This window comes from Musicola keenii (assembly GCF_014855505.1).
In the GTDB taxonomy this organism is placed as follows: Bacteria; Pseudomonadota; Gammaproteobacteria; order Enterobacterales; family Enterobacteriaceae; genus Musicola; species Musicola paradisiaca.
The window spans coordinates 20,902-39,795 of sequence record NZ_JAAWVW010000014.1 but is presented as its reverse complement, the minus strand read 5'-3'; the positions used below and the strand labels follow the sequence as shown (position 1 = coordinate 39,795).

Sequence of the window (18,894 nt, the reverse complement as noted above, 5' to 3'; positions counted from 1 at the left end):
ATTGGAAAACAATAAGATAATCTATTCATATTCGGGCGGTTAGATATGAAGAATACACCATCGCCAAATCGTTCAGGTTCCACATCTATTTTAAGTCAGATGGTAGAACGGTTGCCTCTGTCTGATACTCACTTCCGGCGTATCAGTCAGTTGATTTATCAGAGAGCCGGTATTGTTCTAGCCGATCACAAGCGGGAGATGGTCTATAACCGCCTGGTTCGCCGTCTTCGATTGTTGGGGATTAATGATTTTGGCCAGTATTTGGCGCTGTTGGAATCTGATCCTAATAGCTCTGAATGGCAGGCATTCGTTAATGCATTGACGACGAATCTCACTGCTTTTTTTCGTGAGGCGCATCACTTTCCTATTCTGGCTGAGCATGCCCGTAAACGACCAGGTGGTTATAGTATCTGGAGTACAGCTGCATCGACGGGGGAAGAACCATATTCTCTGGCAATGACGTTGGCAGAGGTTTACGGCGATCGTTCAGGTAGTTGTCAAGTTATTGCCAGTGATATCGACACTCAAGTATTGGAAAAAGCATCGGCGGGGATTTATCGCCAGGAAGAGTTGCGTTCACTCTCACCCCAGCAATTACAGCGTTTCTTTTTGAAGGGAACAGGCCCACATAGTGGTTTAGTACGTGTGCGACCAGAATTGTCGTCGATGATACATTTTCAGCAGGTCAACCTATTAGCTCCAGATTGGGCTGTTCCGGCGCCATTTGATGCGATTTTTTGTCGTAACGTAATGATTTATTTTGATAAAGAAACACAAGAACGCATTCTGCGCCGCTTTGTCCCGTTGCTGAAGCCTGGCGGGTTGTTATTTGCCGGACACTCAGAGAATTTTAGTCAGATAAGTAAAGAATTCTATCTGCGCGGGCAGACTGTATATGGGCTGGCTAAGGAAAGATAATGAGTAAAATAAAAGTATTGTGTGTTGATGATTCTGCGTTAATGCGCCAGATCATGACTGAAATCATTAATAGTCATCCCGATATGGAAGTAGTCGCTACAGCCCCTGACCCATTGGTGGCGCGTGACCTTATTAAAAAATTCAACCCGCAGGTACTGACACTGGATGTGGAAATGCCACGGATGGATGGGTTAGATTTCCTTGAAAAACTGATGCGTCTTCGCCCTATGCCGGTAGTCATGGTTTCGTCTTTGACAGGAAAAGGTTCAGAAATTACGTTGCGCGCTCTGGAACTGGGGGCGATTGATTTTGTCACGAAGCCACAATTGGGTATTCGTGAAGGGATGTTGGCCTATAGTGAGTTGATCGCTGAAAAAATACGCATGGCTGCCAAAGCTCGTTTACCTCAGCGTAATACAACGGTAACGCCGACTCTTGTTATGCCAAGTACACCGCTGTTGAGTAGTGAAAAATTAATTGCAATCGGTGCATCAACGGGTGGAACGGAAGCTATCAGGCACGTATTACAGCCTCTTCCACCAACCAGTCCTGCATTGTTGATCACTCAACATATGCCACCTGGATTTACTAAATCTTTTGCTGAACGCCTGAATAAATTGTGTCAGATTACAGTGAAAGAAGCGGAGGATGGTGAGCGTGTTTTACCTGGTCACGCTTATATAGCTCCGGGAGCTCGCCACCTTGAGTTGGTGCGCAGTGGTGCAAACTATCAAGTAAAATTGCATGACGGCCCGCCGGTCAATCGTCATCGCCCTTCGGTTGACGTGTTATTTCATTCTGTAGCACAGTACGCGGGCCGGAATGCCGTCGGGGTTATTCTGACGGGAATGGGGAACGATGGTGCGGCAGGTATGCTGGAATTGCATCAGGCAGGGGCTTATACCATTGCGCAGAATGAAGCCAGTTGTGTGGTATTCGGTATGCCGCGAGAGGCTATTGCACTCGGTGGTGTCGATGAGGTGGTGGATTTGCACCAGGTGAGTCAGCGCATGCTGGCACAAATTTCTGCCGGACAGGCATTACGTATATAGCAGCTCCGGGTGAGCAATAATATTTAGGAGTAAGTATGGCTGATAAAGAACTCAGGTTTTTAGTAGTGGATGATTTTTCGACGATGCGTCGTATTGTTCGAAATCTACTAAAAGAGCTGGGCTTTAATAATGTAGATGAAGCGGAAGATGGTGCGGATGCGCTGAATAAGCTTCGTGCAGGCGGTTTCGACTTTGTAATATCAGACTGGAATATGCCTAATATGGACGGGTTGGAATTGTTGCAGGCGATCCGAGCCGATGGTGCTCTTTCCAAGCTCCCAGTTTTGATGGTGACCGCTGAGGCTAAGAAAGAAAACATTATCGCCGCCGCACAAGCGGGTGCGAGCGGTTATGTTGTTAAACCTTTTACTGCCGCAACACTTGAAGAAAAGCTTAGCAAGATTTTCGAAAAGCTGGGTATGTAAGGAGATGCCATGAATCCACATCCGATGCCCTCTAGCGATCAAGCCACTGCCACAGAGATAATATCTCGCATCGGGCAATTGACTCGCATGTTGCGTGACAGCCTAAAAGAACTTGGTTTGGATCAAGCGATTGCCGAAGCTGCAGAGGCTATTCCTGATGCTCGTGATCGACTTGATTATGTTGTCCAAATGACTGCGCAGGCGGCAGAACGTGCGCTAAGTTGTGTGGAAGCCGCTCAGCCGCGACAGAATCAATTGGAGGTTGAAGCAAAATCTCTAAAAGAACGTTGGGATCAATGGTTCGAAAACCCAATTGAACTAGCGGATGCCCGTGAGTTGGTGACAGACACTCGTAATTATCTTGAGACGGTTCCTGATCATACGGGGTTCACTAATGCCCAGTTGTTGGAAATCATGATGGCGCAGGATTTCCAGGATCTTACTGGTCAGGTTATCAAAAGGATGATGGATGTCGTTCAGGAAATAGAGAAGCAGTTGTTGATGGTGTTGCTGGAAAATATTCCAGACAAACCATCTGCAGATCGACGTGCTAATGAGGGACTGCTTAACGGACCTCAAGTTGATAAGACTGCAGCTGGAATTGTCTCCAATCAGGATCAAGTTGACGATTTGCTGGATAGTCTGGGATTCTGATTATCACGAGCCATATAGCAGACGCTTGGTTTCCGTGGTTTAAGGCATGTGGATTTTTACGATCGGGAGGAACCATCTCGATCGTAAATTCCCACGTTGTTTTATGTTCCAATAAAATAAATAGCCACCAGTTTTCTTCTTTTTTCCATCCATAAAGTTTCTCCGTATTTGTCATGCTAACGCTGTATATCTTTAATATCGAACAGCGCATACAGGAACAGCCGTAGTGGCAGATGATAGCGATCTGGAGAAAACAGAAGCTCCTACCCCTCACCGAAAGGAAAAAGCTCGAGAAGAAGGTCAAATCCCTCGCTCGCGTGAGTTAACGTCCATCATGATGTTGGTCGTTGGGTTGGGTATCTTGTGGATGGCCGGTGATATTGTTGCTCGCCGTCTAGCGCTATTGCTGAGTCAGGGGCTGTTTTTCACCCATGAAATGATCAGCGACGACAAACAAATGCTCAAGCATATGTTGGGCCTGCTCAAGTTGGGAGGCTCGGCCTTGGTTCCTATTATCCTGGGGACGGTTGTTGTTGCAATTGCCGCTCCGGTCATGCTGGGGGGGTTGATTTTTTCTACCAAACAGATGGAGTTCAATCTAAATAAGTTGAACCCCATTTCTGGGATAAAACGTTTAGTGTCATCGCAGATGCTGGCGGAACTGTTTAAGGCTGTCCTCAAAGCTGTCGTCGTTGGGGGCATTACCAGCTTATTTCTATGGCATAATTGGCAGGATATACTGCGGTTGGTGTCTGAACCACTATTCAGTGCGGTGACTGATTCGTTACATTTTGCGATTTTTTGTGGTTTTTTTGTACTTATTGGTTTGATCCCAATGGTTGGGTTTGATGTGTTCTGGCAGATATGGAGCCATCTCAAGAAATTGAGAATGAGCAAACAGGATATCCGTGATGAATTTAAACAGAATGAGGGTGATCCCCATGTCAAAGGCCGCATTCGTCAGTTGCAACGAGCTATGGCCCAGCGGCGTATGATGGCAGATGTGCCTAAAGCGGATGTAATTGTCACCAACCCGACGCATTATGCTGTGGCCTTGCAGTACAATGAACAAAAAATGAGTGCACCGAAAGTGCTTGCGAAAGGTGCCGGAGAGATAGCCTTGAAAATCAGAGAATTAGGTAATGAGCATAAGATACCTATTCTTGAGGCTCCTCCGCTGGCCCGGGCACTGTATAAACATTCCGAGATTGGCAAGAATATTCCTTCCACACTTTATGCCGCAGTTGCGGAAGTTCTTGTCTGGGTCTACCAGATTAAGCGCTGGAAACGTGAAGGCGGGATTGTCCCTCGTAAACCAACGAATTTACCTGTGCCAGATTCACTGGACTTTGCTAAAGAGAACATAATTGATGGCTAATCTGGCTTCATTGCTGCGCCTGCCAGGCAATTTCAAAGATACACAGTGGCAAATATTAGCAGGACCCGTGTTGATCCTGATGATTTTGTCAATGATGGTGTTGCCATTACCACCGTTTATCCTTGATTTGCTGTTTACTTTCAATATCGCATTATCCGTAATGGTTCTACTCGTCGCGATGTTTACGCAACGCACGCTGGATTTTGCTGCTTTCCCGACGATTCTACTGTTCTCAACACTGTTGCGTCTTTCGCTTAACGTAGCGTCTACCCGTATTATTCTGCTGGAAGGACATACTGGGGCGGCAGCGGCTGGGAGGGTGGTTGAGGCATTTGGTCATTTCCTGGTCGGAGGCAACTTTGCCATCGGTTTGGTGGTTTTTATCATACTGATACTTATAAATTTTATGGTAATTACCAAAGGTGCTGGCCGTATTGCGGAAGTGGGGGCTCGTTTTGTTCTTGACGGTATGCCAGGTAAGCAGATGGCGATCGATGCGGATCTTAATGCCGGCCTGATTGGTGAGGCTGACGCTAAGCGCCGTCGTTCAGAGGTTGCTCAGGAAGCTGATTTCTATGGGTCAATGGATGGTGCGAGTAAGTTTGTGCGTGGCGATGCCATCGCCGGGCTGGTTATCATGGCCATTAATGTTATCGGAGGACTGCTGGTTGGGGTTCTTCAGCATAATATGCCGCTTGGTAAGGCCGCAGAAAGTTATACCTTGCTGACCATCGGCGATGGTTTAGTTGCCCAAATACCTGCGTTGGTTATTTCAACTGCTGCTGGTGTCATTGTTACTCGGGTAAGCACGGATCAGGATGTTGGCGAACAGATGGTGACCCAACTGTTCAATAACCCGCGAGTGATGGTTCTGAGTGCTGCAGTGTTGGGGTTGATGGGGTTGGTACCCGGAATGCCCAACTTCGTGTTTTTGTTGTTCACGACTATTTTGCTTGGCCTGGCGTGGTGGATGCGCCATAGCGAAGAGAAAAAAGCTGCTCAGTCTGCAGTAGAGCCTACTAAAGCAGAAAGTCAGCAGCCTCAGATTGTTGAAGCCAATTGGTCTGATGTACAACTTGAAGATCAGCTAGGACTGGAAGTCGGTTACAGATTAATTCCTATGGTTGATTTTCAACAGAATGGCGAGTTGCTGGGGCGAATTCGTAGTATCCGGAAAAAATTTGCACAAGAAATCGGATTCTTGCCTCCGGTTGTGCATATTCGCGATAACCTTGAGCTTCAACCGGCTAGCTATCGTATTTTTATGAAAGGAGTCGAGATCGGAAGCGGTGAAGCGCATCCAGGTCGTTGGATGGCCATTAATCCGGGAAATGCGGTTGGTAAACTTACGGGTGATATTACAAAAGATCCTGCGTTTGGATTACCCGCGGTATGGATTGACAGCGCGTTGAAAGATCAAGCTCAAGCTCAAGGATACACCGTTGTCGAGGCCAGTACGGTAGTTGCAACCCATCTGAACCATTTGCTTAATGTTCATGCCAGTGATCTGTTTGGTCGTCAGGAGGCCCAGCAGTTGATGGATCGGGTGTCAAAAGAGATGCCTAAGCTGACGGATGACTTTATTCCTGGGGTCGTGACGCTGACAGTGTTCCACAAAGTGATGCAGAATTTGCTGGCGGAGCGTGTGTCTATCCGTGACATGTACACGATTTTAGAAACGTTGGCTGAACATGCCCCGGTACAGAAGGATCCGAATGAACTCACTGTGGTTGTTCGTGTTGCATTGGGACGCGCGATCACTCAGCAATGGTTCCCTGGGAAAGATGATATACAGGTTATCGGCCTTGAATCGACGCTGGAGCGCGTATTGTTGCAGGCATTGCAAAATGGCGGAGGGTTAGAGCCTGGATTGGCCGATCGTTTGTTAAGTCAGTCTCAGGATGCGGTGCAACATCAGGAAATGCTAGGTGCACCTCCTGTTCTGCTGGTCACTCATGCATTGAGACCACTATTGTCGCGTTTTCTCCGACGTAGCCTACCACAACTTGTTGTGCTGTCTAATCAGGAGATTACGGATACTCGCCAGATCCGGATGACATCGATCATCGGCGGAGCCGGCAACAAGTGAAGGGCATCTGGTTAATATTTGGGCTGCTGGCATCGGGCTATGTGTTTGGTGTCGGTAAGTCGCCTGTCTGGGACGGTGCAAATATTTACCTAGGACAAAAAGGGGTTGTTTATCGTTCGGCTATGCTGCAATCGAATGGGACGTTTCCAGAGCGCTCGACGGTAACGTCAGTAGTATGGCGTTACAATCTGAATTCTTCCGCTATACCTTCCCGCTTTTCGTCGTCACTCTGTACTTCCGACATGTGCATCCGGCTAGATGGAGCTAGTGGTAAAACGCTGGCATTTGAAGGTGTCCCTGCAAATCGACCATTCTATTTTGTGTTTTATATTCCTGGGAAAGGAGCGCTAAGGCCACCGATGACAGTTTTACGTTATGAGGTGATGGTTAATTATCATAACTAATCTATTGGTTAGATTGGGCAATTTTATTGAATTACGTTTGAAAATGTTGAAACGAATCAGACGCTAAATTTCCTGCCGAGCTTATCGCCAGTACGTGTTTGTCCATCAGGACCATAGATGTCCTGACGCTTCTTCTTCTCAAAAAAAGCCAAGGCATCTTGTGTATTCTTCAGATGAGCATCTAGCAACATGCCATTACGTCTGTTGTCGCGGCTCAACTCTTTAGTGATAATGTAAATTTTATTCCAGGCCGCATTCAGAGACGAACTTTGGCTGTATGGAGGGGAAATCGATAATTCTTTTTCCAGTCGTAAACGCTGAGTATCGTAATGCTTGAGACTAGCCAATTGTTCATTTTTCTTTTCAGTCAATCGATGCAGAAAAGCTGGATTTATCTGAAGAGCGCTCAATTCAGCCTGTTCCTTAGACAGGATGTCCTGAAGTAAAACCAAAGAATTGTGTATGGTTTCAAGTAGCTCTTCTAACTGCATTGCTTCGTTACCTTCTACTTCGATATTCAAATATCAGATTGTGCTTCATTCAAGAGAGCATCAGCAATCTTGCCTACATCAATCTGAAGCTTACCATCTTTGATGGCTTGTTTGATCGACTCAACTTTTTCCAGGTCAATATCCTGACTGCTTGGCTGCATCAGGCGAGATTGCGCTTCGCTCAAGCTGACCTGGGTTTGCTCTGTTTCATTATTGTCTGTTACAGACGATGACTTACCTTTGGTACTTTGCAAAAGTCCCGAGTCTTTATTTTGTATTGATTTCACACCGGAAACTGGCCGGGTACTATCGATGCTCATAGATCCTCCAATATTGCTGGATAAGCGCCGGGAATAATTCCTACTGTGATTATCGGCACATCATGTGGAACCTTTAATTGTCACTGTATAATTCGTACCAGACCCTTTTCAGCCGCGATACCGCTAATGATTTGCCCAGAATCCATGCGCACTCTAACTTTATCATTTACTGCTGCATTTTCCAGCGCTTTCCCTTCGCTATTGATACTGAATCCAGTACCGGAAACGACGACTTGTACCGGTTCTCCCAGTTTTATCGCCCAAGCGCTTCGGAGCATTTTGGCGGAGATGGCTTGTCCAGCGCCAAGCATTCGGGTTGTCACATTACCAATAGCTTCAGCCGGAGTGGTGATCGGTGCCGTTGTCAGTAAATCAATCCGTCCCCTTGTGACGGCGATGTCGTCAGCCTGGATCTGATGCCGGGTTGGTATTGTTTTAGCGGCGACGACATAGGGTGCGATAACCTGAACATCGGCTTGTAGAAAATAACGCTGGCTATCACATGTCACCCTTATGTTAATGTTCCCCCATAATTTTTTGTTGGGTGGTAGGGCGAACTGCGGTGCTGTGCAGGATGATAATCTATTTAACGGCGTTCGTATTGCGACGGAAATCTCTGATGATGGAACTGTAATTTGGCTTTGTATAAATGCTTTTAGTGCAGCAGTAACATTCTCCCCGCCTGAAGCATAGGAAGGTATTGGTGCCAGAGCGAAGAGTAAAAACGCGACTGCACAAAAGGACAGATATGAACTTGCTGCTGTTTTGCTATGTATTTTGTTCACCAAAGCCTATTTCACCCATCATCTGAGAACACAAATCAGAATATTGCACGACATTGCCGATTCAAGTGCTCGCAGTCTAGCGTGATAGTGCGTTTATCAAACGGGAAAATAGCTACTCATTTCACCGTTATTCCAACGATAAAGTTAGCGTGCGGAGTTTATGCTGTTTATCGTCACTCTACCTTAATCTTTTTTCCTAAGGGAAAAGTATGCTTGACAAAATCGATGCGTCGTTTCGTTTCATGCAAGAGGCTTTGAATTTGCGGGCTCAGCGCCAGGAAATTCTTGCCGGTAACATCGCCAACGCAGATACCCCGGGCTATCAGGCTAGGGATATCGATTTTGCGAATGAGCTCAAAAAAGCGATGAAGCAAGGGCGTGCATCAGAAAGTTCGCTTTCTCTGACGACGACGTCGGTTCGGCATATTGAAGTATCTGGCGAGTCGTTTCCTGATTTGAATTTGTTGTATCGGGTTCCCGATCAGCCAGCTCTGGATGGGAATACCGTTGATATGGATAGAGAACGCACAAACTTTGCTGATAATAGCTTGCGTTATCAAACAGATCTCACTCTGCTGGGCGGTCAGATCAAGAGCATGACGTCAGTATTACAGGATAAATAATCGTTATGTCATTAACCAGTATCTTTGAAATTTCAGGCTCGGCTCTTACCGCGCAATCGCAGCGTATGAACGTAAGCGCCAGCAACCTGGCAAATGCGGATAGTGTCACAGGGCCTGATGGTCAACCCTATCGCGCCAAGCAGGTGGTTTTTAAATTGGCTGCAACCGAAGGCCAGGAAATCGGTGGAGTCAGGGTCGATGACGTTGTCGAAGATCCCTCCCCGGACAAGCTGGTTTACCAGCCGGGTAATCCGTTAGCTGACCAGCGTGGTTATGTCCGCATGCCCAATGTGGACGTGGCGGCAGAAATGGTTAACTCCATTTCCGCATCGCGCAGTTATCAGGCTAATGTCGAAGTTCTTAATACTGCCAAAACGTTGATGCAAAAGACATTAACGCTGGGCCAGTAATATAGCAGGGGAGGGAAGGCTATGAGTGTTGCAGTTTCACTTACCGAATCGAGCAGTAGCAGTACCACAACATCTTCAACATCCAGTACGGGAAGCAGCAGTTCAGATCTCCAAGATGAGTTCATGACGCTTCTGGTAGCACAGCTGCAAAATCAGGATCCGACGGATCCCATGGATAACAGCCAACTGACAACGCAATTGGCGCAAATCAGCATGCTCAGCGGTATCGAAGAGATCAATACCACGCTGGGTTCAATTACCAGCCAGCTTGATACCAACGAAATGCTGCAGGCTTCAACTCTGATTGGTAATGGCGTCCTGATCGAAGGCAATAGTATTACGGTGGGTGATGATAGCTCCACGACGGCTTTCGGCGTCGAGTTGGATAGCGCTGCAACCAGCGTCGTCGTGACGATCAAAGATTCCAGCGGTAATACGGTAAGAACGGTAGATCTGGGGTCGCAGAGTGCGGGCATTCAGACTTACAGCTGGGATGGCACTAACGATAGCGGCACTGCGGTGGATGCAGGTTCTTATACCTATACGGTAACAGCAACATCCTCCTCTGGCTCTACCGTTACTGCAACCCCACTAAAATATGCATTGGTTTATGGTGTCAACACGGATTCCAGTGATGCAGTGCTTAATCTGGGGCTTTCAGGAACTGCCTCGCTGAGTGACGTAAAACAGATCATTTAAGTGGGTATCAATCCCCTTTAAATGTGAGTTGTCACTGTAATTTAGTTATTAACTATTCAGGAGAGCCTCGAAATGGGTTTTTCACAAGCGGTAAGTGGATTGAATGCTGCTTCCAGCAATTTGGACGTGATTGGTAACAACATTGCCAACTCTGAAACGACGGGATTTAAATCAGCAAGTGTCTCGTTCGCAGATATTTATGCAGACTCTGCTGTAGGGTTGGGGGTTAAAGTTGCATCCGTAACACAGAACTTCGGTGACGGTACGGTGGAATCAACCGATGTCGGCACGGACGTCGCTATTTCAAAAACCGGTTTCTTCCGGGTTACTGATGATAGTGGGTCCGTATATTACACGCGCAATGGTGAATTTACGCTGGATTCGGATCGTAACCTGGTGACAAAAACCGGTTATTATGTGACAGGGTACGCAGCTACAGGTACTCCTCCGAGTATTGCTGCAGGTTCTCAACCAACAGTTTTGAATATTTCGTCCTCGGGCATGGCGGCAAGTGCTACCAGCACAGCCAGTTTCTCTGCGAACTTGGATTCTGGTGAAGATGCAATCACCACGACCTTCGATGCAACAGATTCAAGCACATATAACTGGACTCAGTCGCTGACAACTTATGACAGTCTGGGTAACGTTCATACCGTCAACTTGTATTTCACCAAAACGGCAGATAATACCTGGGAAGTACATGCGTTGGACAGCAGTGATTCTTCGGCAACTGCACAGGATCTGGGGTCTATTTCTTTCAGTACCAGTGGGCAGATCACCGGGACGACTTCTTTCAATATCAGTACCAATTCACTGAATGGTTCCGCCGCGAATACTTTTAGTATCGATTTTACGGGGACCACTCAGCAGAACTCGGACAGTAGCGTTAATACCAAGAGCCAGGATGGTTATACCGCTGGCAGTCTGACGTCCTATACCATCAATGATGACGGTACAATTACAGGTACCTACTCCAACAGTCAGACTCAATTGCTCGGGCAGATTGTTCTGGCCAGTTTCTCTAATCCACAAGGCTTGTCATCGCAAGGTGATAACGTGTGGTCTGAAACGTCTGCCTCGGGACAGGCGCTGCTGGGTACAGCGGGAACCGGCGTATTCGGTACCTTGACCAGTGGTGCGTTGGAGTCGTCAAACGTTGATATCAGTCAGGAACTGGTCAATATGATAGTTGCTCAGCGTAACTATCAGTCCAACGCGCAAACGATCAAAACACAGGATGCCATCCTGAATACTCTCGTGAACCTGCGTTAATAACAGAAGCAAGGTAGAAATATGGATCATGCCATATATACCGCGATGGGTGCGGCGAGTCAGACGCTTGATCAGCAGTCGGTCATCACGAACAACCTCGCTAATGCCTCTACGCCAGGCTTTAGGGCCCAGTTGAGTGCCATGCGTGCTGTGCCCGTTGATGGCCCGACATTGCCGACACGAACCTTGTCGATAGCATCCACACCGGGTGCCGATATGTCGCAGGGGCCGCTGGATTACACGTCACGGCCTCTTGATGTCGCTGTACAGAATGATGGCTGGCTGGCGGTACAACTGCCGAATGGTGAAGAAGCATATACCCGCAACGGTTCTATCCAGATCGATCCGACGGGGCAATTGACTATCCAGGGATTTCCGGTTGTCGGCGATGCAGGGCCGTTGGTTGTGCCGACGCAAGCCAGCATCACTATCTCTGCGAACGGTACGGTTGCCTCACTCGGGGATGGCGATTCGCCTAATACGGTTGCTCAGGTAGGCGCTTTGAAGCTGGTCAAAGGGGATTCGACTCAGTTGGTGCGTGGTGACGATGGCCTTTTCCATGTTTCTCCTGCTGCGAGTCAACAGGTGGGGAATGCCCTGCCTGCTGACCCTACGGTCAGAGTGATGCCGGGCGTGCTTGAGGGCAGCAACGTTAATACTGTTGAGTCTCTGGTGGACATGATTGGCAGTGCAAGGCGTTTCGAGATGCAAATGAAAGTGATTGCAAGCGTCGATCAAAACGCGGAAAGCGCCAATAAACTGTTATCCGTAAGCTGATAAATTTTTAAGGGTAAACATATGATTCGTTCACTTTGGATTGCCAAGACTGGCCTCGACGCCCAGCAAACCAATATGGATGTCATTTCCAACAACTTGGCAAACGTTAGTACCAATGGTTTCAAGCGTCAGCGTGCGGTATTTGAAGACTTGCTGTATCAAACTGTGCGCCAGCCGGGAGCTCAGTCATCGGATCAGACAAACCTTCCTTCAGGGCTGCAACTAGGGACTGGGGTTCGTCCGGTTTCGACTGAGCGATTGCATAGCCAGGGCAACTTGGAGCAGACAGAGAACACCAAGGATATCGCCATTAATGGCCAGGGTTTTTTCGAAGTGCTGATGCCGGATGGCACCACGGCTTATACTCGTGATGGCTCATTTCAATTGGATGCCAATGGTCAGCTGGTCACTGCCAGCGGTTATACCGTGCAGCCGGCGATCACTATTCCCACTACGGCCCAAACAATGACAGTCGCACGCGATGGCACCGTCAGTGTAACCCTGCAGGGGCAGACAGCATCGACCCAGGTGGGGCAGTTGACGTTGAGCACATTTATCAATCCGGCCGGTTTGCAGAGCCTAGGTGAAAATCTGTATCAGGAAACGCAAAGCTCTGGGGCGCCGACTCAGTCGACTCCTGGGCAGAATGGCGCCGGTGTTCTTTATCAGGGTTACGTCGAAACATCTAACGTCAATGTGGCGGAAGAACTGGTCAGTATGATTCAGGTTCAGCGTGCCTACGAAATAAATAGTAAGGCTGTTTCTACGTCTGATTCCATGTTGCAACGTCTGACGCAAATTTAAGAACACATATTTATGGTGTTAATTAGAAAAAAAATGCTGATTTGCATGAAGGATCAACGCAGGAGAAGGGAGGTGGCCGGCCGAGCAGTGTTGCTGGTTTCGGCAGCCATCGCGCTTGCCGGGTGTGCATATATGCCGCACAAGAACTTGGTTGAGGGCGACACAACTGCGCAACCCGCCCCGGCCGTTATGTATGCCACCAATGGTTCTATTTTTCAGACTGTCCAGCCGATGAATTATGGCTACCAGCCATTGTTTGAGGATCGTCGTCCCCGTAATGTGGGGGATATCCTTACCATCACGTTGCAGGAAAATGTCAGCGCGAGTAAGAGTTCTACCGCCAGTGCCTCACGGGATGGTTCAGCAACCAGCACCGTGACGACGGCTCCCAGAATGTTGCAAGGGCTGTTTGGTAATCAACGCGCAGACTTGGATGCCGCAGGTACAAATGACTTTACCGGCAAAGGGGGCGCTACGGCGAGCAACACTTTTACCGGTACGATTACCGTGACGGTCAGAGAAGTGTTAAGCAACGGCAACCTAAAAGTTGTCGGGGAAAAGCAGATAGCCATCAATCAGGGAGCGGAATATATCCGTTTTTCTGGCGTGGTTAATCCTCGCACGATTACCGGAACAAACTCGGTTGTTTCCACTCAAGTTGCTGATGCCCGTATCGAATATGTTGGTAAAGGTTATATCAATGAAGCTCAGGAAATGGGGTGGCTGCAGCGCTTCTTCCTGAATGTTGCACCATTTTAAGAGGTTTATCATGCGGGTCAGGTGGTTAACACTTTTCTTTATCACGTTATCGCTAATGCTGTCGTTGACGGCTAACGCTGAGCGTTTGCGTGATTTGGTGGATATCCAGGGAGTGCGCGATAACCCGCTGATTGGATATGGGCTGGTAGTCGGTTTGGATGGCACCGGCGACCAGACGACGCAAACCCCCTTTACGACACAGAGTTTGACCAACATGTTGTCCCAGTTAGGTATCACTGTTCCCAGTGGTACGAATATGCAGTTGAAAAACGTGGCAGCGGTGATGGTGACGGCTAATTACCCGCCGTTTGCTCGAGCCGGTCAACGCATTGATGTTGTCGTATCTTCGTTGGGATCAGCCAAGAGCCTGAAAGGCGGGACGTTGGTATTGACGCCGCTGAAAGGGGTGGATAATCAGGTCTATGCCCTTGCACAGGGAAATCTGTTGGTGGGGGGGGCTGGTGCTTCTTCTGGGGGGAGTCAGGTAAAGATTAACCAGTTGTCTGGTGGGCGAATTAATAGCGGGGCCATTATCGAACGCGAATTGCCAAGTACGTTCGGCACCAGTAATCGGTTGATCCTGCAGTTAAAGGATGACAATTTCAGTCTAGCACAGCGAGTGAGTGATGCGGTTAATCGCTATGGTGCATCGGGTTCCGCCAGAGCTATAGACGGCAGAACCATCGAAGTTACTATTCCTGCTAACAATACGCAGCAGGTTCGGTTCCTGGCTCAGATTCAGGACATCAACATTGATGTCGGCGAAATGGACGCCAAAGTGATCATCAATTCCCGGACGGGGTCGGTGGTGATGAATCGCAACGTGACTCTTGATTCTTGCGCGGTCGCTCAGGGCAATCTCTCGGTGGTCGTGAATAATCAGCAAAATGTCAGTCAGCCCAATACACCGCTTGCCGGCGGTCAGACAACAGTGACCCAGCAGACGCAGATTGATGTCAGGCAAGAAGGCGGTGCATTGCAGCGCGTGAATGCCAGCGCCAATCTTAACAGTGTCGTTCGAGCGTTGAATGCGCTAGGTGCGACGCCAATGGATCTGATGTCGATTATCCAGGCAATGCGTAGCGCAGGCTGCATTAAAGCCCAGGTGGAGATTATCTAAATGATTCCGCTTGATAAATCCGTCGACCAGCAAGCATCCGCAGCGTATGACGTAAAGTCGTTGAATAAGCTGCGTAATGACGCGGGGAAAAGTGACCCCGCAGCATTAAAAAAGGTTGCTCGGCAGGTTGAAGGGCTATTTGTCAATATGATGCTGAAGAGTATGCGATCCGCATTACCTCAGGATGGAATCATGGATAGTCAGCAAACCCGCATGTTTACCAGCATGTACGATCAGCAGATATCGCAGGACTTGTCTGCCAAAGGTCTGGGGCTTGCCGATATGATGGTGAAGCAGTTGGGGAAAAATTTTAAGGGAGAAGTAGGCGATGATGTCGGTAAAACGGCAATGCCGTTGACATCGGATGATTTTTCCCCAACGGCATTAACGCCTGCACTGGCAGGCGAGTTGATGCGCCGCTCTGGCCAATCGTCAGATCGTGAAGGTGATGGCCGCGAATACTCAGAACTTCCCCCTGTATCGGCCAATTTTACCGATAGACTTTCGATTCCTTCCATGATTGCAAGCCTGAAAACAGGTATCCCACATTATCTCATTATGGCTCAGGCTGCGCTGGAGTCGGGGTGGGGGAAAAAAGAGATCATGACGTCAGAGGGGAAAACCAGCCACAATCTGTTTGGTGTTAAAGCGGGAAACAGTTGGGATGGGAAAGTCACGGAGATATGGACGACAGAATTCGAAAACGGACGTTCGTATCGGGTAAAAGAAAAATTTCGAGTATATGACTCCTACCTTGAATCTATTAATGACTATATTTCTCTGCTGACGAATAATTCGCGTTATAAAGATGTAGTCAATGCAGGTAACGCCGAAGAGGCTGCCTATGCTTTACAACGTGCCGGCTATGCTACTGATCCGCGGTATGGCGATAAATTGGTTCAAATCATCGGGCAAATCAAAAACGTCTCTCAAAAAGCAGTTAAAGCGTATACCCACGATATAAGCGGCTTATTTTGAGTGCGCTTTTTTTGTTTTTGATGCTCAAGTTTCGTGTTGTGCTGCCGATACTTGAATCAAGTGTCATTGTCGATACAAATCTTTAATAAAAGGGAAGCTCATGAGCAGTTCTTTAATCAGCATTGCATCTTCCGGCCTGAAAGCCGCTCAGGTAGCTCTCAGCACTACATCGAATAATATTAGTAACTCTAGTACGGATGGCTATAACAGACAGAGTGTTTCTCTGTCGCAGACAGCTGGGACTACCCAAACATATGGCTCTGTAGGCAATGGTGTTTCCGTTGTATCTATCGATCGTGCATATGATTCTTTGGTTGTTAGTCAGCTTAGAAGCGCCTCAAGCACGTATCAGGCTACTAATGCTTATTATGAACAAGTTTCCCAAATTGACGATTTACTGTCAGACAGTGATAGCAGTATTTCGACATTGATGTCTTCGTTTTTTACCGCACTGGAATCGCTAAGTGAGAACGCGAGCGATACATCTGCTCGCCAGACAGTGATCAGTAGCGCCGAAAGTATGGTTAACCAGTTTGTGAGTACCGATCAATATTTACGTGATATGGACTCTGCAATTAACTCTTCGATTTCAAGTAGCGCAGATCAAATTAATAGCTACACACAGCAAATAGCCACATTAAATAAACAAATTTCTCAACTTGGCGCATCTGGTAGCGCTGCAAATCAGCTTCTTGATCAGCGGGATCAACTTATTAGCGAGCTTAATGATATCGTCGGTGTTGATGTGACGACGCAGGACAGTATGGTATCGATAAGTCTTAAGAATGGGTTAACTCTGGTTCAGGGCGATACGTCCTACAGTATGAAGGCTGTGACTTCGAGTAGTGATTCTTCGCGCACTGTGCTGGCTTATGATACCGGTGTTGGCGACCCTATCGAATTGGACGAGGATGATTTGCAGAGTGGTAGCGTTTATGGCCTGCTTAACTTTCGCTCGTCAGCGCTGGATAGCGCCAGAGATCAGTTGAACTTGATTGCGCTTACGCTGGCCGACAGTTTCAATACACAGCATAAAGAGGGTATTGATCTTAATGGCGATGCAGGTACCGATTTCTTCTCGTTCTCTTCGCCGACAGTGGTCAGTAATAGCAATAACAGCGGAAGTGCCACGTTGACTGCCAGTTATACCGACACTTCCTCTGTTCAAGCCAGCGATTATGTTCTGAGCTACAAGAGCGGTTCGTGGTCAGTCACCAAGTCATCTGATGGTTCCAGCGTGAGCTATACGACAGGGTCAGATTCCAGTGGTAATACGACGTTGAGTTTTGATGGTGTCGAGATTACGGTAAGCGGCTCCGCCAGTTCGGGTGATAAATTCACACTGAATACGGTGAGTGACGTGATTTCAGGTCTGTCAGTCGCCATCAGTGATCCAGCGTTGCTGGCCGCCGGGCAGGACGATTCCAGTTCTGGAGAGAGTGATAACCGTAACGCATCGGCATTATTAGACTTGCAGAATAGTAAGCTTATCAATGGCAATACCACATTAAACAGTGCTTATGCTGCGCTTGTCAGTGATATTGGCGTTAAAACAAGCGGTGCCGAAACCAAGAGTGAAACGCAGTCCACGATTGTCGATCAATTGACGGAAAAACAGCAGTCTGTATCGGGTGTAAATCTGGATGAAGAGTACGTCGATCTGCAACGTTATCAGCAATACTATACTGCGAATGCCAAAATATTGAGTACAGCCAATACTATTTTCGACTCACTGCTGTCGGCAATTTCTGGCTGATTGGTAAATATCTCCAGGTAGTATATTGGCTCGAATTGATTACGAATATAGAGGACGAAAACCATGCGTCTGAGTACCGCAATAATTTACAAGCAGAATCAGCAGAGTGTCAGCAATTCATACTCACGATATCAGGAGTCGTCGGTTCAGTTGTCAAACCTGCAAAAGGTCAATTCGCCTTCGGACGATCCTGTCGCTTCTGCCCAGGCCGTTATTCTGGCACAGACTCAGGCAAGCAGTGCTCAGTATGCGACATCTCGTTCTTCTGCATCGAATAGCTTGAAGCTTGAGACGACGACATTGGATCAAGTTACTGATGTTATTCAGAATATTCAGACTCTGATCGTTGAGGCTGGTGATACGACGTACAGTGATACTGATCGTCAGTCTTTGAAAACAGAATTGCAGGGTTATAAAGATCAGCTTCTTGGTTTGGCCAATAGTACAGACTCTAACGGCAATTATATTTTTGCCGGTTATAAGACAGGCTCAGCACCGTTTTCTGAAGATACCACTAGCGACCCGAGTGTTATCAGCTATGTAGGTAGCGATACGGCAATCAGCCAGAAAGTGGATGCCAGTCGGACAATGACGGTTGGTGATACTGGGGATGATGTCTTTGGTGATATTTTTACCCACATCAATAATGTATTGGATGCGTTAGACATCTCGCTTGATGATACAAATGGTGACAACACCAATATGGATACCTATACGGCTGCACTTGGTACAGCAACTACAGGAATGTCCGATTCGCTTGATGATGTTCTTACCATCCAGGCTTCTGTTGGAAGCAAAATTAACGAATTAGATACTCTTGATAGCGCTGGTGATAGCAAGGATCTTATCTACTCTGATTTGATGACCAGCCTGAAAGGCGCTGATGCGACTGACTGGTACGATATTATTTCTGAAAATACGTTGAGGAAAGCCACACTGCAGGCAGCCTATACGGCCTTCTCATCGATGCAATCTTTATCGTTATTCGAAATGAATAGCTGATATTTAAAGATTCTATGGTTTTGAATACGCTTAAACCGGGCGTATTTCTTTTGGCTGTATCGTTTGTTTTACTAAAATGAGCGATACGCCGTTTTTTTGTTTATAACAGATTTACCTGCTATTGATGATATTTCCTCTGGTAAGGCATTGATTGCAGAAAATTTCGCTTCCGAAGCAA

21 protein-coding genes are annotated in these 18,894 nt (G+C 47.5%); 18 read left to right on the top strand and 3 right to left on the bottom strand.

The annotated features are described in order from the left end of the window. Positions 1-45 precede the first annotated feature (45 nt). The 7 genes from cheR (at position 46) to HEP82_RS14470 (ending at position 6,920) form a co-directional block, all read left to right on the top strand. Positions 46-918, top strand: a complete 873-nt coding sequence (gene cheR, locus HEP82_RS14500) for a protein-glutamate O-methyltransferase CheR (protein ID WP_012765132.1) — start codon at positions 46-48, stop codon at positions 916-918. Continuing rightward, positions 918-1,970 (top strand): protein-glutamate methylesterase/protein-glutamine glutaminase, encoded by a 1,053-nt coding sequence (locus HEP82_RS14495; protein ID WP_192458730.1) that lies wholly within the window; start codon positions 918-920, stop codon positions 1,968-1,970. The genes cheR and HEP82_RS14495 overlap by 1 nt, the downstream gene beginning before the upstream one ends. Positions 1,971-2,005: 35 nt before the next feature. Continuing rightward, positions 2,006-2,395: a chemotaxis response regulator CheY gene (gene cheY, locus HEP82_RS14490; protein ID WP_192458729.1), complete on the top strand. Its 390-nt coding sequence runs from the start codon at positions 2,006-2,008 to the stop codon at positions 2,393-2,395. Positions 2,396-2,404: 9 nt separating this feature from the next. Further along, entirely contained in the window at positions 2,405-3,049 is a 645-nt protein-coding gene (gene cheZ / locus HEP82_RS14485) for a protein phosphatase CheZ (RefSeq protein ID WP_192458728.1), read from the top strand. 226 nt (positions 3,050-3,275) lie between these two features. Next, positions 3,276-4,427: a flagellar biosynthesis protein FlhB gene (gene flhB / locus HEP82_RS14480; RefSeq protein WP_192458727.1), complete on the top strand. Its 1,152-nt coding sequence runs from the start codon at positions 3,276-3,278 to the stop codon at positions 4,425-4,427. After that, positions 4,420-6,516: a flagellar biosynthesis protein FlhA gene (gene flhA, locus HEP82_RS14475; RefSeq protein WP_012765137.1), complete on the top strand. Its 2,097-nt coding sequence runs from the start codon at positions 4,420-4,422 to the stop codon at positions 6,514-6,516. Before flhB ends, flhA begins: the two co-directional genes overlap by 8 nt. Next, a complete protein-coding gene (locus tag HEP82_RS14470) occupies positions 6,513-6,920 on the top strand; it encodes a flagellar protein FlhE (protein ID WP_192458726.1) in 408 nt (135 codons plus the stop codon). The genes flhA and HEP82_RS14470 overlap by 4 nt, the downstream gene beginning before the upstream one ends. Before the next feature lie 56 nt (positions 6,921-6,976). On the opposite strand, the gene HEP82_RS14465 is transcribed toward HEP82_RS14470, so the two are convergent. From HEP82_RS14465 to flgA, 3 genes are all read right to left on the bottom strand, one after another. Continuing rightward, a complete protein-coding gene (locus tag HEP82_RS14465; RefSeq protein ID WP_192458725.1) occupies positions 6,977-7,411 on the bottom strand; it encodes a flagella synthesis protein FlgN in 435 nt (144 codons plus the stop codon). A gap of 26 nt (positions 7,412-7,437) precedes the next feature. After that, positions 7,438-7,731, bottom strand: coding sequence for a flagellar biosynthesis anti-sigma factor FlgM (gene flgM / locus HEP82_RS14460; protein WP_192458724.1), 294 nt, complete (start codon positions 7,729-7,731; stop codon positions 7,438-7,440). A gap of 80 nt (positions 7,732-7,811) precedes the next feature. Continuing rightward, complete coding sequence (gene flgA / locus HEP82_RS14455) at positions 7,812-8,516, bottom strand: flagellar basal body P-ring formation chaperone FlgA (RefSeq protein ID WP_192458723.1); 705 nt, start codon at positions 8,514-8,516, stop codon at positions 7,812-7,814. Between the two features lie 209 nt (positions 8,517-8,725). Between flgA and flgB the strand changes: the two genes are divergently transcribed. The 11 genes from flgB to flgL all read left to right on the top strand — a co-directional run bounded on the left by flgB (position 8,726) and on the right by flgL (position 18,716). Further along, positions 8,726-9,139 (top strand): flagellar basal body rod protein FlgB, encoded by a 414-nt coding sequence (gene flgB, locus HEP82_RS14450; RefSeq protein ID WP_192458722.1) that lies wholly within the window; start codon positions 8,726-8,728, stop codon positions 9,137-9,139. A 5-nt stretch (positions 9,140-9,144) separates the two neighbouring features. After that, positions 9,145-9,549 (top strand): flagellar basal body rod protein FlgC, encoded by a 405-nt coding sequence (flgC, locus tag HEP82_RS14445; protein ID WP_012765143.1) that lies wholly within the window; start codon positions 9,145-9,147, stop codon positions 9,547-9,549. Positions 9,550-9,570: 21 nt separating this feature from the next. Then, positions 9,571-10,248 carry a flagellar hook assembly protein FlgD gene (locus tag HEP82_RS14440; protein WP_192458721.1) on the top strand — a complete coding sequence of 226 codons (678 nt, stop codon included), beginning with the start codon at positions 9,571-9,573 and terminating at the stop codon, positions 10,246-10,248. Between the two features lie 72 nt (positions 10,249-10,320). After that, positions 10,321-11,520: a flagellar hook protein FlgE gene (flgE, locus tag HEP82_RS14435; RefSeq protein ID WP_192458720.1), complete on the top strand. Its 1,200-nt coding sequence runs from the start codon at positions 10,321-10,323 to the stop codon at positions 11,518-11,520. 21 nt (positions 11,521-11,541) lie between these two features. After that, positions 11,542-12,297 carry a flagellar basal body rod protein FlgF gene (locus HEP82_RS14430; protein ID WP_012765146.1) on the top strand — a complete coding sequence of 252 codons (756 nt, stop codon included), beginning with the start codon at positions 11,542-11,544 and terminating at the stop codon, positions 12,295-12,297. Between the two features lie 21 nt (positions 12,298-12,318). Then, positions 12,319-13,101, top strand: a complete 783-nt coding sequence (gene flgG / locus HEP82_RS14425) for a flagellar basal-body rod protein FlgG (RefSeq protein ID WP_012765147.1) — start codon at positions 12,319-12,321, stop codon at positions 13,099-13,101. A gap of 45 nt (positions 13,102-13,146) precedes the next feature. Then, a complete protein-coding gene (locus tag HEP82_RS14420; protein WP_192458780.1) occupies positions 13,147-13,860 on the top strand; it encodes a flagellar basal body L-ring protein FlgH in 714 nt (237 codons plus the stop codon). A gap of 10 nt (positions 13,861-13,870) precedes the next feature. Continuing rightward, positions 13,871-14,980: a flagellar basal body P-ring protein FlgI gene (locus tag HEP82_RS14415; protein WP_192458719.1), complete on the top strand. Its 1,110-nt coding sequence runs from the start codon at positions 13,871-13,873 to the stop codon at positions 14,978-14,980. Further along, a complete protein-coding gene (flgJ, locus tag HEP82_RS14410) occupies positions 14,981-15,958 on the top strand; it encodes a flagellar assembly peptidoglycan hydrolase FlgJ (RefSeq protein ID WP_192458718.1) in 978 nt (325 codons plus the stop codon). 100 nt (positions 15,959-16,058) lie between these two features. Next, on the top strand, positions 16,059-17,714 hold the full coding sequence (flgK, locus tag HEP82_RS14405) for a flagellar hook-associated protein FlgK (RefSeq protein ID WP_192458717.1): 1,656 nt from the start codon (positions 16,059-16,061) through the stop codon (positions 17,712-17,714). A 63-nt stretch (positions 17,715-17,777) separates the two neighbouring features. Further along, entirely contained in the window at positions 17,778-18,716 is a 939-nt protein-coding gene (gene flgL, locus HEP82_RS14400) for a flagellar hook-associated protein FlgL (protein WP_192458716.1), read from the top strand. Positions 18,717-18,894 lie beyond the last annotated feature (178 nt).